At 68.0% G+C, this 15439-nt stretch carries 16 protein-coding genes; 9 read left to right on the top strand and 7 right to left on the bottom strand.

Annotation, left to right across the window (positions count from 1 at the left end):
* Window positions 1–8: 8 nt before the first annotated feature.
* Both ABD260_RS36725 and zapE read right to left on the bottom strand, forming a co-directional pair.
* Entirely contained in the window at window positions 9–866 is an 858-nt protein-coding gene (locus ABD260_RS36725; protein ID WP_344241470.1) for a polyphosphate kinase 2 family protein, read from the bottom strand.
* 40 nt (window positions 867–906) lie between these two features.
* Window positions 907–1917 (bottom strand): cell division protein ZapE, encoded by a 1011-nt coding sequence (gene zapE / locus ABD260_RS36720; protein ID WP_344241469.1) that lies wholly within the window; start codon window positions 1915–1917, stop codon window positions 907–909.
* Between the two features lie 58 nt (window positions 1918–1975).
* Here zapE and ABD260_RS36715 point away from each other — a divergent pair, with 58 nt between their 5' ends.
* Window positions 1976–2950, top strand: coding sequence for a zinc-binding dehydrogenase (locus ABD260_RS36715; RefSeq protein WP_344241468.1), 975 nt, complete (start codon window positions 1976–1978; stop codon window positions 2948–2950).
* On the opposite strand, the gene ABD260_RS36710 is transcribed toward ABD260_RS36715, so the two are convergent.
* Window positions 2896–3243 carry a hypothetical protein gene (locus ABD260_RS36710; protein WP_344241467.1) on the bottom strand — a complete coding sequence of 116 codons (348 nt, stop codon included), beginning with the start codon at window positions 3241–3243 and terminating at the stop codon, window positions 2896–2898. The genes ABD260_RS36715 and ABD260_RS36710 overlap by 55 nt on opposite strands.
* A 707-nt stretch (window positions 3244–3950) precedes the next feature.
* Window positions 3951–4769, bottom strand: a complete 819-nt coding sequence (locus ABD260_RS36705) for an FHA domain-containing protein (RefSeq protein WP_344241466.1) — start codon at window positions 4767–4769, stop codon at window positions 3951–3953.
* Window positions 4770–5811: 1042 nt separating this feature from the next.
* Between ABD260_RS36705 and ABD260_RS36700 the strand changes: the two genes are divergently transcribed.
* From ABD260_RS36700 to ABD260_RS36690, 3 genes are read left to right on the top strand one after another with little or no spacing between them, the layout of a single operon-like run.
* A complete protein-coding gene (locus tag ABD260_RS36700; RefSeq protein WP_344241465.1) occupies window positions 5812–6888 on the top strand; it encodes an ATP-dependent DNA ligase in 1077 nt (358 codons plus the stop codon).
* Window positions 6888–7643 carry a polyprenyl diphosphate synthase gene (gene uppS / locus ABD260_RS36695; protein WP_344241464.1) on the top strand — a complete coding sequence of 252 codons (756 nt, stop codon included), beginning with the start codon at window positions 6888–6890 and terminating at the stop codon, window positions 7641–7643. Before ABD260_RS36700 ends, uppS begins: the two co-directional genes overlap by 1 nt.
* Window positions 7644–7701: 58 nt before the next feature.
* Window positions 7702–8205, top strand: a complete 504-nt coding sequence (locus ABD260_RS36690; RefSeq protein ID WP_344241463.1) for a hypothetical protein — start codon at window positions 7702–7704, stop codon at window positions 8203–8205.
* On the opposite strand, the gene ABD260_RS36685 is transcribed toward ABD260_RS36690, so the two are convergent.
* On the bottom strand, window positions 8202–10085 hold the full coding sequence (locus tag ABD260_RS36685; RefSeq protein WP_344241462.1) for an ABC transporter ATP-binding protein: 1884 nt from the start codon (window positions 10083–10085) through the stop codon (window positions 8202–8204). The genes ABD260_RS36690 and ABD260_RS36685 overlap by 4 nt on opposite strands.
* A 131-nt stretch (window positions 10086–10216) precedes the next feature.
* Here ABD260_RS36685 and ABD260_RS36680 point away from each other — a divergent pair, with 131 nt between their 5' ends.
* The 4 genes from ABD260_RS36680 to ABD260_RS36665 are packed head-to-tail and all read left to right on the top strand — an operon-like array spanning window position 10217 to window position 11902.
* Complete coding sequence (locus tag ABD260_RS36680) at window positions 10217–10660, top strand: SRPBCC domain-containing protein (protein ID WP_344241461.1); 444 nt, start codon at window positions 10217–10219, stop codon at window positions 10658–10660.
* Window positions 10657–10986, top strand: a complete 330-nt coding sequence (locus tag ABD260_RS36675; RefSeq protein ID WP_344241460.1) for an ArsR/SmtB family transcription factor — start codon at window positions 10657–10659, stop codon at window positions 10984–10986. Before ABD260_RS36680 ends, ABD260_RS36675 begins: the two co-directional genes overlap by 4 nt.
* Window positions 10987–11003: 17 nt before the next feature.
* Window positions 11004–11447, top strand: a complete 444-nt coding sequence (locus ABD260_RS36670; protein ID WP_344241459.1) for an SRPBCC family protein — start codon at window positions 11004–11006, stop codon at window positions 11445–11447.
* Window positions 11448–11464: 17 nt separating this feature from the next.
* Entirely contained in the window at window positions 11465–11902 is a 438-nt protein-coding gene (locus ABD260_RS36665; protein WP_344241458.1) for an SRPBCC domain-containing protein, read from the top strand.
* Between the two features lie 15 nt (window positions 11903–11917).
* On the opposite strand, the gene ABD260_RS36660 is transcribed toward ABD260_RS36665, so the two are convergent.
* A complete protein-coding gene (locus tag ABD260_RS36660) occupies window positions 11918–12691 on the bottom strand; it encodes an enoyl-CoA hydratase/isomerase family protein (protein ID WP_344241457.1) in 774 nt (257 codons plus the stop codon).
* 24 nt (window positions 12692–12715) lie between these two features.
* Window positions 12716–14314: a ribosomal protection-like ABC-F family protein gene (gene abc-f, locus ABD260_RS36655; protein WP_344241456.1), complete on the bottom strand. Its 1599-nt coding sequence runs from the start codon at window positions 14312–14314 to the stop codon at window positions 12716–12718.
* A gap of 127 nt (window positions 14315–14441) precedes the next feature.
* Here abc-f and ypfJ point away from each other — a divergent pair, with 127 nt between their 5' ends.
* Window positions 14442–15347, top strand: a complete 906-nt coding sequence (ypfJ, locus tag ABD260_RS36650; RefSeq protein WP_344241455.1) for a KPN_02809 family neutral zinc metallopeptidase — start codon at window positions 14442–14444, stop codon at window positions 15345–15347.
* Window positions 15348–15439 lie beyond the last annotated feature (92 nt).

Raw genomic sequence — 15439 nt, 5'->3', positions numbered from 1 at the left:
ACCGGAGGTCAGGTCGCCGCGAGCCGCTTCTTCTCCTTGGCGACGTCGAAGTCTGCCTTCGGCCACTCCGGGTTCAGGTCCTTCAGGGTTTCCAGCAGGATCGTCGTGACGGCCCAGTTCCGGTACCACTTGCGGTCGCTCGGGATCACGTACCAGGGCGCTTCGGCGGTGTTGCAGCGCTCGATCGCGGCGTGGTACGCGTCCATGTAGTCCGGCCAGAGCAGGCGCTCGTCGACGTCACCGGGGTTGTACTTCCAGTGCTTGGTCGGGTCGTCGAGCCGGGCCTCCAGCCGGGTCTTCTGCTCCTCCGGCGAGATGTGCAGGTAGCACTTCACGATCGTCACGCCGCTCGCGGTCAGCTCGGCCTCGAAGTCGTTGATCTGGTCGTACCGCCGGTTCCACACGTTCGGCGTGACCAGCTCGCGGACGCGCGCGATCAGTACGTCCTCGTAATGCGACCGGTCGAAGATGCCGATCATCCCGTTCCCGGGTACGGCCTGCCGAATGCGCCACAGGAACCCGCGCCGCTTCTCCGCCGGCGTCGGCGCCTTGAACGAGGTGATCTTCAGGCCCTGCGGGTCCATCAGGCCCGCGCCGTGCCGGATCACACCGCCCTTGCCGGACGTGTCCATCCCCTGCAGCACCAGCAGAATGCTCCGCTGACCACCGCTGCGGCCCTCGGCGAACAAGCGCTCCTGCCAGTCCGACACCTCGGCGCCGAGGTCCCCCAGCGCCACCTTGCCGTCGTCCTTGGTGCCGTCGAACCCGGCCGTCGAGCGGGTGTCGTACTTCGTCAGGTCGATCTCGCCGAGCGGTACGCGCAGCTGCTCCCGGAGGCCCGCGGGCTTCGCCTTCTTCTTCGCCATCTCCACATCGTGCCTCATCCGCGGCCGAGTTCCACGGAAGTCAGGACGCGCGGGCGAGTGCGATCAAGCGAGACAGCGCGCGCAAGTACTTCTTCCGGTACCCGCCTTTCAGCATGTCCGCGGAGAACAGCTGGTCCAGCGGTACGCCACCGGCGATCAACGGGAGGTTGCGGTCGTACATGCGGTCCGCCAGTACGACCATCCGCAGCGCCACGTTCTCGTCGGAGAGTGGACGGATGTCCGTGATACCGACGGTTTCGACACCGTCGAGCAGCGCGCCGTACTTGCTCGGGTGCAGCTCGGCGAGATGACGGTGCAGGTCGACGAAGTGATCACAGGACGCGTACGGGCGGTCGGCCGCCGTACGCTCGACCTTCTCGTCCGGCCAGGGGTCCGGCGCGACGGGCAGTCCGCGATGGCGATAGTCGGGTCCGTCCACGCGGCGTACGTCGAAATGCGCCGCGAGGCCCTGGATCTCGCGGAGGAAGTCGATCGCTTGGAAGCGGCCCTCCCCCAGCTTGTCGGGCAGCGTGTTCGAGGTCGCGGCGAGCTCGACGCCGGCCGCGACCAGCTGGCCGAGCAGGCGCGAGATCAGCATCGTGTCGCCGGGATCGTCCAGCTCGAACTCGTCGATGCAGATCAGGCGGTACGAGGACAGGGCATCGACCGCCGTACGCAAACCGAGTGCGCCGACCAGGTTGGTGAGCTCGACGAATGTGCAGTACATCTTCGGGCCGGACGACTCGTGCCACAGCGACGCGAGCAGGTGCGTCTTGCCGACGCCGAAGCCGCCGTCGAGGTAGATGCCTGGCTTGCCGGGATCTGGCCGGGAGGTGCGCAGGCGGGACCAGAGGGTCGGTGCGCGTCGGGGCGCCGCGAGTTTGGTGGCGCGGTCGGTGAGGGCTTCCAGCGCCGCGGTTTGCGACGGCTCGTCCGGGTCCGGGAGGTAGGTGGCGAAGCGTACGTCGGCGAATCGTGGCGGTGGGACGCACTCCGACAACAACCGATCTGGTCCGACCTCCGGCCATCGTTCGCTCAACCGGATCACCATGTGATCACCCTAAATGACGCTTGACCTCAAGAATGGGTGAGGTCCTAGTGTTCTGGCCGTGAAAGCAATCAGACTGCACGAATTCGGCCCGGCGGAGAACCTGATCTACGAAGACGTACCGGACCCGATTCCCGGTGCCGGGATGGTGCTCGTCGAGGTGGAGGCGGCCGGCGTACACCTGGTCGACACGATGATCCGGACGGGCCCGGTGCAGGACAGCCCGTTCCCCGTACCCGAGTTGCCGACGATTCCGGGGCGCGAGGTCGCGGGCCGGGTCAGCGCGGTCGGCCCGGACGTGGACTCGGCCTGGATCGGCAAGCGGGTGGTGGTGCATCTCGGGATGGTGCCTGGCGGGTACGCCAAACGCGCGGTGGCGAAAGCCGAGTCACTGTACGAACTGCCCGGCCATGTCGACGCCGCCGATGCCGTCGCCGCGATCGGGACCGGGCGTACGACAGCCGGGATCTTGCGGGAGGCGAACTTGACCGCGGACGACGTGGTCATCGTCACGTCCGCGGCCGGTGGGATCGGGAGCTATGCGATCCAGTCCGCGCGGAACGCCGGCGCCGTGGCGATCGGGCTGGCGGGTGGCCCGGCGAAGGTGGAGATCGTGCGGTCGCTCGGTGCGCAGTACGCGATCGACTACCGCGATCCGGACTGGGTTCAGGTGCTGAAGGGCGAGCTTGGTGATCGTGAAGTGACGTTGCTGCTCGACGGGGTTGGTGGTGAGAACGGGCAGCGCGCGTTCGAGTTGCTCGGGCATGGTGGGCGGGCGTTGCTGTTCGGTGCGTCGGGTGGCGGGCCGATCCAGTTCACGCAGGACGACCTGATCGCGCGCGGGTTGAGTGTGAGTTGGACCCTTGGGGCGAAGATGGCGCGGCAGCTGCGGTCGTTGGAGCGTGAGGCTGTCGACGAGACCGTGGCCGGTCGGTGGAAGGCGCTGACCACACCTTTCCCACTCGCCGAGGCGGCCGCCGCTCACCGGGCGTTGGAGACCCGCGCGGCGGTTGGCAAGGTCGTACTGATCCCCTGAGTTAGGCCGTCGAGTACGGAGGTGTGGGCCGGCGGGACGGTGATTCTCAGCTGCAGGTCCTTCGCGCTTTTTGTGAGGGTGAAGGTGAAGAAGGAGCAGCACTCGGATTCGCGGTCGGTCAGATCCTTGGCCTGCTCGCTGGCACTCAGGCTGAGCGTCAGGTCGAGGGTTTGCGCGTCGACCCGGCGGACGGCGCGCAGGTTGTCCGCGAAGAACTGCTCAAACTCGGCGACTCGAACCGGACGCTCCACGGTAGGAAGTGTGCAGGCCGCCGGCGCCCAGGTTTCGCTCATGGATCGACCGTAAGTGCGTACCTGGGTACTGAAGTCAAGTACTTGGTTGGCCGGGTCCAAGTGAGGCGAGCATTTGGGACTCTTGCGACTGATGTATGGGTCACGTGGGGGCCGGGTGTTGGTGGAGCCTCTTCCTGGAATAGCGCCAGAAAGGCTCCCGCCCAGTGCGGAAAAGGCTCCACCGACAGCGCAGTGGCGTGCAGTAGGCGTGCAGTGGGCGTGCAGTCTCGTGTTGTGGGCTCGGTGTTGGGCGGGATAGGTGGCTGAGGTTGTGGGGCGGGGTGGTGCGCAGGTGGACAGGATGTGTGGGTTGGGTGGGTAGTGCCCTGGAGCGTGAAGAGGTCGGGGTGTACGGCGTCTCGGGGGTGCACTACCAGTCGAGCTGCTGATTGTCGGCTGCGAGCGCGGTCGGTGACGGTCGCGGTGACAGGTCGGTGCGCAAACGGCCGATCGTGAACACCCTCCGGACCGTGAACACCTGCCGGACCGTGAACACTTGGCGGGGGCCGTGGACAGCTGAGCAGGTGTTCGCACTCTCCAGGGAGTGTTCAAGCTCTGCCGGAAGACTGGACCGCGTTCATAGTCCACGCCCCAAACCGGTTCGGGGCGGCGTGGCGATCACACAAATGCCACCCCGCAGGGCCACCCCTCGCGGCCGCAACTGGCCAACACATCAATCACAAGAGCCGTATTTGGTCGGTCCAGACTCAGGTACTTGGCCGGTCGGTCCAGGTGAGGACGTACTCGACGGCGCCGAAGCTGATGTGATCGCCTGGGCGGACTCGCGTCGGGGTGGTGATGCGGAGACCGTTGACCTCGGTGCCATTCATGGAGCCGAGGTCGCGGACCACCCAGCCCTCGCCGGTATGCCGCAGCTCAGCGTGGAACCGAGAAACAGAAATATCAGCCATCCGCAACGTCGCCCCGGCACCACGCCCGATCCGCACCGTCGGAGACCCCGGCCCCGGAAGAGCAAGCGCCGGCGGCGGCACATCCACCGCAGGCCGCAACAACTGCAACCGTGGCAATCGTGGCAACCGAAACCGCTGCCACGCCGACCGCGACCGATACACAACCGAGGAGCCGGCCCGCGAGGCACCAGCCGGCAAATCCACCTCATCACCCGGTGGAACCTGACCGACCGCACCCGGTGGGACGTGCAGCGCGCCCCACCTCACGTGCGCCGCGCTTCGCGGGTCCAGCACGCCTTGTGGGTCTCGCGTACTTCGTGGAGCGAGCGGGGCGACTGTGGTGGTGGTGGTTTGGGGCGGGTTGGAGCTGACGGTCAGGCGCGGGAGGCGGGCGCGGAAAGTACGCAGCCAGGTGGAGACGCGGGACTCTTGACGCGGGAGGTCGCGGATGGCGTCGGCGAGTTCGCCTTGGCTTTGGGCGTTGAGGACGAAGTTCATCCGGCGGATGAAGGTGTCGTGCGACAACCGGCCGGAGCCGGCGCCGTCGCGGAGGACGGCGAGGGCGCGATCCCGTTCGGCGTCCGACGGACGCGTTTCCACCGGTACCGAGCTCATACCGCATTCTCCGTGCCCCGCCGGTTCACTGTCCAGCACAGCACGCTCACGGCACGCACACAGCAAGTACCGCGTTGTCCGTACCCCGCCGGTTCACCGTCCAGCACAGCACGCCGACGGCAGGCGTACAGCAAGTCACGCGCACAGCAACCACCGCATTGCCCGTGCCCCGCCGGATCACCGGCCAGCACAGTACGCGCACAGTACGCGCACGGCAACCACCGCATCGTCCGTACCCCGCCGGATCACCGGCCAGCACAACACGCTGACAGCACGCGTACAGCACGTCGCGCGCACAGCAAGTACCGCATTGCCCGCGCCCCGCCGGTTCACTGTCCAGCACAGCACGCTCACGGCACGCGCACAGCAACCACAGCATCGTCCGTACCCCGCCGGCTCACCGTCCAGCACAGCATGCTGACAGGCACGCGCACGGCAAGCACCGCATTGCCCGTGTCTGCCGGTTCACCGTCCAGCACAGCACGGCGACGGCAGGCGTACAGCAAGTCGCGCGCACAGCAAGCACCGCACTGCCCGTGCCCCGCCGGTTCACTGTTCAGCACAGCGCGCTGACGGCACGCGCACAGCAAGTACCGCATTGCCCGCGCCCCGCCGGATCACTGTCCAGCACAGCACGCTCACGGCACGCGCACAGCAAGCACCGCATCGTCCGTACCCCGCCGGATCACCGTCCAGCACAGGATGCCGACGGCACGCGCACAGCAACCACCGCACCGTCCATGCCCTGCCGGTTCACCGTCCAGCACAGCGCGCTCACGGCACGCATACAGCAAGTGCCGCATTGTCCGTGTCCGCCGGTTCACTGTTCAGCACAGCACGCCGACAGGCACGTGCACGGCACGTACCGCGTTGCCCATGTCCCGCCGGTTCACCGGCCAGCGCAGTGCGCTGACGGCACGTGCGCGGCATCTACCGCGTTGTCCTCCCCGCCGGATCACTGTCCAGCACAGCACGGCTGGCGGCGCGCGGACGGGAAGTGAGGGTTCTGGTGGGTGTCGGTGGTGTGGGACAGAATGGCGGGATGCGACTGCCTGTGATGCCCCCGGTGAAACCGATGCTTGCCAAGCCGGTGAAGGGGATTCCGCGTGGTGACCTGTCCTATGAGCCGAAGTGGGACGGGTTCCGGTCGATCATCTTTCGCGATGGCGACGAGGTGGAGATCGGTAGCCGGAACGAGAAGCCGATGACGCGGTACTTTCCGGAGCTGGTCGAGGCGGTGAAGGCGAACCTGCCGGACCGCTGCGCGATCGACGGCGAGATCGTGCTGATCGGCGCGTCCGGTGATCGGCTCGACTTCGAGCTGCTGCAGCAGCGCATCCACCCGGCCGCGAGCCGCGTGAACATGCTGTCCGAGAAGACCCCGGCGCGGTTCGTCGCGTTCGACCTGCTCGCGCTCGGCGACGAGGACTTCACCGAGCGCCCGTTCGCGGAGCGGCGTACGGCCCTGCTGGATGCCCTCGCCGGCGCGAAGGAACCGATCCACGTCACGCCCGCGACCGCCGATCCCGAGGTCGCGGAGCAATGGTTCGAGCAGTTCGAGGGCGCCGGCCTGGACGGACTGATCGCCAAACCCCTGGACGGTCCGTATCAACCGGACAAACGGGTGATGTTCAAGGTCAAGCCGGAGCGTACGGCCGACTGCGTCGTCGCCGGGTACCGCCTGCACAAGAGCGGCCCGGACCGGATCGGCTCCTTGCTGCTCGGGCTGTACAACGCCGACGGCACCCTCGCCAGCGTCGGCGTGATCGGCGCGTTCCCGATGGAGCGGCGCAAGGAGCTGTTCACGGAGCTGCAGTCGCTCGTCACCACGTTCGACGAACACCCATGGGCGTGGGCGAAGCAGGAGGAGGGCGTGCGTACGCCGCGCAACGCCGAAGGCAGTCGCTGGCAGGCGGGCAAGGACCTGTCGTTCGTACCGTTGCGTCCGGAGCGGGTCGTCGAAGTGCGGTACGACCACATGGAAGGCATCCGGTTCCGGCACACCGCGCAGTTCGTACGCTGGCGCCCGGACCGCACGCCTGAGTCCTGCACCTACGAGCAACTGGAGGAACCGGTGAAGTTCGACCTGGCCGACGTGCTCTCCAGCGCCCGCCGCTGATGCTGTACGGGCTGTACACCCGCCGCCTGCGCCGCCAGCTCCGCGGCCTGCCGGTCCCCCGGCATGTCGCGATCGTGATGGACGGCAACCGGCGCTGGGCCCGCGGCGCGGGGTACGACGACGTCCGGATCGGGCATCGTTTCGGTGCGAATCACCTGGAGCAGTTCCTGCACTGGTGTGCGGATGCCGGCATCACCTGTGTGACCGCGTGGGTCGCGTCCGCCGACAACATGCGCAAACGCGACTCGGCCGAGGTCGGCTATCTGATGGAGCTGACCGAGAGCGTGCTGGCCGCGCATGTCCGGCGTGACCACCGCTGGCGGCTGCACGTCGCGGGCCGGCTGGATTTGTTGCCGGACACAACAGCAGCCGCGCTGAAGGATGCGGTCGAGCTGAGCCGCGACCGGACCGCCGGTGACCTGACGCTGGCGATCGGTTACTCCGGCCGGCTCGAGGTGCTGGATGCGGTCCGCTCGGTGCTCGACGACGCGGCCGCGGCCGGGCGCTCGCTGGACGACGTCGCCGACTCGCTCTCCGAGCAGGACATCAGCAGCAACCTGTACGTCCCTGGGCTGCCCGATCCGGACCTGGTGATCCGGACCAGCGGCGAGCTCCGGATGTCGGACTTCCTGCTCTGGCAGGCAACCGGCTCGGACATCGAGTTCTGCGACCTGTACTGGCCCGCCTTCCGCGAGGTCGACCTGCTCAGAGCATTGCGTACTTATGGACACCGCCGTCTAGAACGATCCAGATGATTACTTCGGCCGTCTCCGGGGGCACTATGGAGGCACTACCGAACCGGAGGTGGCGCCGATGTACGACGTCGTACTGCTCGTCGAGCAGGAACTTTCCGAGCCGGACGCCAAGCGCGTCGTCGAACTCCATCAGGACATGCCCGAGCCGGTCCTGTACCACGTGCTCGTGCCCTGTCACAACGCCGAAGCCGGGGTCGAGGCCTCGATCAGCGCGCTCGGCACCGCGGATCTGTACGGGCCCGGGCTGGCCGGTCAGCGCGAGGATCTCGCCGAGGCCCAGAAGGCGATCGACAGCGAAGCCAAGGGCTGCAGCGGCCGGAGCGTGCAGCGGCTCCGCGACCTCGGGTACCAGGCCGAGGGCGGGATCTCGCACGACCGGCCGATCGACGCCCTGGTGGCGACCGTCCAGGCCTCCCGCGGCCAGGAGGTCATCATCCTGACCAGGCCGCACATCGTGGCGGAGTTCTTCCATCTGGACTGGACCAACTCGGCCCGCCGGCACCTCGGCGTACCCGTGCTGCACTTGCTGGAGCACGACCCGCAGGAAGCCGCCGCGGGCTAGACCCCAGCCGCGGAGCCGCTCTCGCTGAACTGCGTGTGGTACAGATCGGCGTACTCGCCGCCGGCCGCCAGCAGTTGCTCATGCGTACCACGCTCGACGATGTTGCCGTGGTCAACGACCAGGATCAGGTCCGCGTCCCGTACCGTCGACAGCCGGTGCGCGATGACCAGTGACGTACGCCCTTCCAGCGCACGGTCCAGCGCGTGCTGAACGGCGACTTCGGACTCGGAGTCCAGGTGCGCGGTCGCCTCGTCCAGCACCACGATCTTCGGTGCCTTGAGCAACAACCGGGCGATCGCGAGTCGTTGCCGTTCGCCACCGGACAGCCGGTGACCGCGGTCGCCGACCACCGTGTCGAGCCCATCCGGCAACGCGACGACCAGGTCCCGGATCTGCGCCGCGTCCAGCGCGGCGAACATCTCGTCGTCGCTCGCATCCGGTTTGGCGTACCGGAGGTTGGCGCGGATCGTGTCGTGGAACATGTGCGCGTCCTGCGTCACGTACCCGATCGTGTCGTGCAGCGATTGCAGTGTCACGTCGCGTACGTCCTGGCCGGCGACTCGCACCGCTCCCCCGGTCACGTCGTACAACCGGGCGACCAGGTTGGTGATGGTGGTCTTGCCGGCGCCGGACGGGCCGACCAGCGCGACCATCTGCCCGGGCTCGACCACGAAACTGACATCCTCGAGCACCTGCGCGGACACGCGTTTGTCCAGTACGGCGACCGATTCCAGGCTGGCCAGTGACACTTGATCGGCAGTCGGGTACGCGAACGCGACGTGATCGAACTCGACGCTCGCCCCGTCCGCCGGCAGCTCGCGCGCGTCCGGGGCGTTCTTGATCATCGGCTCCAGATCGAGCACCTCGAAGACGCGCTCGAACGACACCAGCGCGGTCATCACGTCGACGCGCACGTTCGACAGGGCGGTCAGCGGACCGTACAAGCGGCCGAGCAAGGCGACCAGGGCGAGCAACGTGCCGACCGTCAGGGTTTGGCGTACGGCCAGGTTGCCGCCGACGCCGTACACCAACGCGGTCGCGAGCGCGGCGACCAGCGTCAGCGCGGTGAAGAACACCCGGCCGAGCATCGCGATCCGGATGCCCAGGTCGCGGACCCGCCCGGCGCGCTCGCCGAAGTCGCGGTTCTCCAGCGCGGGGTGGCCGAACAGCGTGACCAGCAGCGCGCCGCCGACGCTGAACCGCTCGGTCATCGCGGTCGACATCTCCGCGTTCAGGTTCATCTGCTCGCGGGTCATCGCGGCCAGCCGGCGGCCGAGGACCCGGGCCGGGATCAGGAAGATCGGCAGCATCAGGATCGCCACCACGGTCAGCTGCCAGCTCAGCGCCAGCATCGCGCCGACGACCAGGATCAGGCTGATGATGTTCGAGACCACTCCGGACAGCGTGGTGGTGAACGCCTGCTGCGCGCCGATCACATCGTTGTTCAGCCGCGACACCAGGGCGCCGGTCTGGGTACGGGTGAAGAACGCGACCGGCATCCGCTGCACGTGCGCGAACACCTTCGTGCGCAGGTCGAAGATCAGCCCTTCGCCGATCCGCGCCGAGAACCAGCGCTGAACCAGCCCGAGCAACGCCTCGACCACCGCGAGCAACGCGACCACCAAGGCCAGCGCGGTGACCAGACCCGCGTTCCCCTTGGCGATCCCGTCGTCGACGATCTTCTTGAACAGCAGCGGCGACGCGATCACCAGGAACGCCGAGCCGACCACCAGTACCAGGAACAGCGAGATCTGCACCCGGAACGGCCGCGCGAACTGGAAGATCCGCCGCAGCGTGCCCTTGGCAAGCTTCCGGTTGACGACCGACGCATCCTGCCGCCGCCACCCGGGCATCCCGCCACCCATCATCGGTCCGGACATCCGGCCCCCTCTCACTCCTGCCTGGTGCCAACACCCGGCGGCCGATCCTGCTTCCCGCAACCGATGGTTGCGCGTTTGGCGGGCCTGGTCTAAAGTTACATGCAACCAAAGGTTGCGAAAGGACGAGGGGCATGAGCAGGAGCATCGAGCGGGAGATCCAGGTACAGGCCAGCCCTGAGGTGGTGTACGAGGTGATCAGCTCGCCGGAGCACCTGCAGGAGTGGTGGCCGGAGGAAGCCGAGCTCGTGGCCGAGCCGGGCGCCACCGGCTCGGTCACCTTCCGGCGGCCGGAGGGCGACATCATCCAGCCGGTGACCGTCGTCGAGGCCGATCCGCCGCGGCGCTTCGCCTTCCGCTGGTCGTACGCCGGCGAGCCCGCCGCGGCCGAGGACAACTCGCTGCTGGTCACGTTCGACCTGATCCCGGCCGGCGGCGGCACGCTGCTCCGGTTCGCCGAGACCGGGTACGACGTGGCGAACAAGTCCGACGAGGAGCTCGCGGACCACACCAGCGGCTGGGACTACTTCCTGCCCCGGATCTCGCCGTACGCGGCAAAGCTGGCGCAAAGGCCGTGATCGACGACGAGCTCTGGTCGGCGATCGGCGACCCGACCAGACGGCGGATGCTCGACCTGCTGCTGGCCGACGGCGGCGGCACCGCGACCGGGCTCAGCGAGCGGCTGCCCGTCACCCGGCAGGCCGTCGCCAAACACCTCGGCGTCCTCGACCGGGCCGGGCTGGTGCACTCCAGCCCGGCCGGGCGCGAACGCCGCTACACCGTGGACGAGGACCGCCTCGCCCACGCCATCAGTCAGCTGGCCGACGTCACGTCGGCGTGGGACCGGCGACTGAACCGGATCAAGCGGATCGCCGAGGCGATCGAGCGCGATCGACAACCCTGAATCGAGAGGCACGTTCCATGAGCAACATCCTGCACCGAGTCGGCATCATCGCGTCCCCGAAGGACGTGTACGACGCACTGACCACGATCGACGGCCTGGCCGGCTGGTGGACCGAGGACACCACCGGCGATGTCGACGGCGTGATCGCCTTCCGCTTCGCCACCGCGGGCGGCGAGGGGTTCGACATGAAGGTCCTGGAGAAGACCCCCGGCGAGCTGGTTCGCTGGGAGGTCGTCGCCGGTCCGCCGGAGTGGATCGGTACGCACGTCAGCTTCGAGCTCTCCCAGGTGAACGAGTACACCATCATCCTGTTCAAGCAGGAAGGCTGGCGCGAGCAGGTCGAGTTCATGTACCACTGCAGCACCAAGTGGGCCACGTTCTTGATGAGCCTCAAGCAGTACGTCGAAACCGGCAAGGGCGAACCCGCGCCGAACGACGTACAGGTCAGCAACTGGCACTGATCCGAAAGGGCGAGCATTTGAGCCGAAGCATCCAGCGGGAGATCCAGGTCGACGCCGGTCCGGAGGTGGTCTATCAGGTGATCAGCGCACCCCATCATCTGCAGCGGTGGGGTCCGGATCGGGCCGAGTTCGAAGCAGTCCCTGGGGCGAGCGGGGTCGTCGTCTTCCGGCGGGACGACGGCGACAAGGTCGAGCCGCTGACCATCGTCGACGCCGATCCACCGCGCCGCTTCTCGTACCGCTGGAGCTACACCGGTGACGTCCCCACCGCGGCCAACTCGCTGCTGGTCAGCTTCGAGTTGATGCCGGTCGAGGGCGGGACGGTGGTGCGGTTCGCCGAGACCGGGTACGACGAGGCCGGCAAGGCAGACCAAACGCTGGTCAATCACACCGCCGGGTGGGATCACTACCTCCCGCGACTCGCACCGTACGCGGCCGAGGTCGCGCGCTCGTAGCCGCTGGGCGCGGTCCTAGCCGTTCAGCGCGGCCAGGAGTTCTTTCAGACGGCGCTCCTGGGCCTCGCGTTCGGCCCTCAGCTGGTCTTGGTAGGTGCGGTCCGCGGCACCGAGGAGTAGTGCCTTGGTTTCGCGGATCGCACCCGGCAAGGGGCCGAGCAGTGCATCCGACAGATCCTTCACGGTCGCGTCCAGCTCATCGGCCGGTACGACGATGTTGGCGAGACCGAGTTCCTTCGCTTCGGCCGCCTCGACCCAGCGCGAGGTCGTACAAATCTCCAGTGCCCGGGAGTAGCCGATCAGCTCGACGAGTGGTTTCGTACCGCCGAGGTCGGGGACCAGGCCGAGCGCGGGCTCGCGCATGCTGAACCGCGCGTCCGGGGTGACGACCCGCAGGTCGCAGGCCAGCGCGAGCTGGAAACCGGCGCCGACCGCGTGCCCCTGCACCGCCGCGATGCTGACGATCTCCGGCCGCCGCAGCCAGGAGAACCCGGACTGGAAGGTCGCGATCAGCTCGAGTACCTCGTCCGTCGGCTTGGCGCCGAGGGTCAGCAGCGGCTCCTGGCCCAGATCGTTCTCCCCCATGATCAGGCGCCGGTCGAGCCCGGCCGAGAACGACGGCCCCTCCCCCGACACGATCACCACGCGGACCTCGGCCGGCAGCGCCGTACCGAACTCCGCCAAGGCGCTCCACATCGCCGGCGTCTGCGCGTTGCGTACCTCCGGCCGGTCCAGCACCACACGCGCCACCGGGCCGTCCACCGTGAACCGCAGTCCGAGATCCGTCATACGGCGGATATTACTGGGAAGTAATCAGGCAAGCGAGACCAGGTCGGCGTAGTCGTTCGTCCACAGGTCCTCGACGCCGTCCGGGAGCAGCACGACCCGCTCCGGCTCGAGCGCCTCGACGGCGCCCTCGTCGTGGGTGACCAGGACGATCGCGCCGGTGTACGAGCGGATCGCGTTCAGCACCTCGGCGCGGGACGCCGGGTCCAGGTTGTTGGTCGGCTCGTCGAGCAGCAGGACGTTCGCCGCGGACACGACCAGAGTCGCCAGGGCCAGCCGGGTCTTCTCGCCGCCGGACAGGACCCGGGCGGGCTTGTCCGCGTCGTCGCCGGTGAACAGGAACGATCCGAGCACGCTGCGGGCCTGCGTCTCGTTCAGATCCGGGGCGGCGGACTTCATGTTCTCCAGTACGGTCCGGTTGACGTCGAGCGTTTCGTGCTCCTGCGCGTAGTACCCGAGTTTGAGGCCGTGACCGTCGAGCACCTGCCCGGTATCGGCCTTCTCGATACCGCCGAGGATCCGGAGCAGGGTCGTCTTACCGGCACCGTTCAGCCCGAGTACGACCACGCGCGAGCCCTTGTCGATCGCCAGGTCGACGTCGGTGAAGATCTCCAGCGACCCGTATGACTTGGACAGCTCGCGCGCCATCAGCGGCGTCTTCCCGCACGGCGCCGGGGTCGGGAACGAGATCTTCGCGACCCGGTCCTGCGCGCGCACCTCGTCCAGCGACGACATCAGCTGCTCGGCGCGGCGGAGCATCTGCTGCGCGGCGGTCGCCTTGGTCGCCTTGGCGCGCATCTTGTTCGCCTGGTCGACCAGCTGGGTGGCCTTCTTCTCCGCGTTCGCCCGCTCGCGCTTGCGGCGCCGCTCGTCGGTCTCGCGCTGGCTCAGGTACGCCTTCCAGCCCACGTTGTAGATGTCGATCTCGGCCCGGTTCGCGTCCAGGTGGAACACGCGGGTGACGGTCGCTTCGAGCAGGTTCACGTCGTGGCTGATCATGATCACGCCACCCGGGTACGACTTGAGGAAGTCGCGCAGCCAGACGATCGAGTCCGCGTCCAGGTGGTTCGTCGGCTCGTCCAGGAGCAGCGTCTCGGCCTGCGCGAACAGGATGCGGGCCAGCTCGACACGTCGGCGCTGACCGCCGGACAAGGTCGCCAGCGGCTGACCGAGTACGCGATCCGGGAGACCCAGGTTCGCAGCGATCCGGGCGGCTTCGGACTCGGCCGCGTACCCACCGGCGGCGTGCAGGTCGGCCTCGGCCCGCTCGTACCGGCGCATGCCCTTCGCGCGGGTCTTCTCGTCCGTGCTGCCCATCGACTTCTCGGCGCTGCGGAGGCGGCGTACGACGTCGTCCAGGCCCCGGGCGGAGAGGATGCGGTCGCGGGCAAGCACCTCCAGGTCACCCGTACGCGGATCCTGGGGCAGGTAGCCGATCTCGCCCGAACGGGTCACCGAGCCGTCGGCGGCCAGGCCCTCGCCGGCCAGGATCTTGGTCAGCGTGGTCTTGCCGGCACCGTTCCGGCCGACCAGCCCGACCTTGTCGCCGGGACCGACCCGGAACGACGCGGGCGCGAGCAGCTGACGGGCACCGACGCGAACCTCGAGATTGGAAACAGTGATCATCGGGGTGCGGGGGCGTCCTTACGCTGGGCTACTGACTGACGGATTGCTGGTCACGGGGTGTCATTTCGGCGTCACCGGAGGTCACGGCACGCCGGAATCCCCCGCGCTCAGGACTAGTGTATGTGCCGTGAAATTCAACCCGGATGCGGATCTCGACACCAGCGGTATCGAGGACACCCGCGGCAGTGGCGGCAGTGGCCGCGGCGGGGGTCTGCCCGGCGGCATGATCCCGGTCGGCGGCGGCATCGGCGGCATCATCCTGCTGGTCGTCATCCTGCTCCTCACCGGCGGCCTGCCCGGCGGAGGCGGCAACGACCAGCCGGCCGTACAAAACACCGCCGCCGGCAACCTCAACTCCTGCAAAAAGGGCACCGACCTGCAGTCGAACTCGAACTGCCGGTTCGTCTTCTACCAGAACTCGATCCAGACCTTCTGGGCGCAGGAGCTCCCCCGGCGCGGGAAGAAGTACACCCCGGCCCCGATGCGCGTCTTCAGCGGCTCGGTGAACACCGGCTGCGGTCCGGCGACCAGTGCGGTCGGTCCGTTCTACTGCCCGCCGGACATGCGCGTGTACCTGGACCTCGGGTTCTTCCAGACCTTGCAAACGGACCTCGGCGCGCGCGGCGGCGAGTTCGCGGAGGCGTACGTGATCGCGCACGAGTACGGCCATCACGTCCAGAACCTGTACGGCATCCTGAACCGGATCAAGACACGCAACGGCCCGACCTCGGACTCAGTACGCTCCGAACTCCAGGCCGACTGCCTGGCCGGCGTCTGGACCCACTACGCCACCACCGTCCCCGGCAAAAACGGCAAGCCCCTGATCACGGAGCTGACCCAAGACGACATCGCCCGAGGCCTGGACGCCGCCGCCTCCGTCGGCGACGACCGAATCCAGCAAAAAACCCAGGGCCAAGTAACCCCCGAATCCTTCAGCCACGGCACCGCCGCCCAACGCATGCGCTGGTTCACCAACGGCATGAACTCCGGCGACCTGACCTCCTGCGACACCTGGACCGCCAACTCCCTCTGACATCCACCCGCCCCACCCCCGACACAGCCCTCACCGTCTCAGGGGCTGGCCCCTCAGACGGAAGCTGGCGCGGTGGGACTGCGACCGAGGCG

The sequence above is a fragment of the Kribbella hippodromi genome (genome assembly GCF_039531045.1).
GTDB lineage: Bacteria > Actinomycetota > Actinomycetes > Propionibacteriales > Kribbellaceae > Kribbella > Kribbella hippodromi.
Note: the sequence above shows the minus strand (reverse complement) of the source record. Positions and strands in the feature narration are given on the sequence as shown.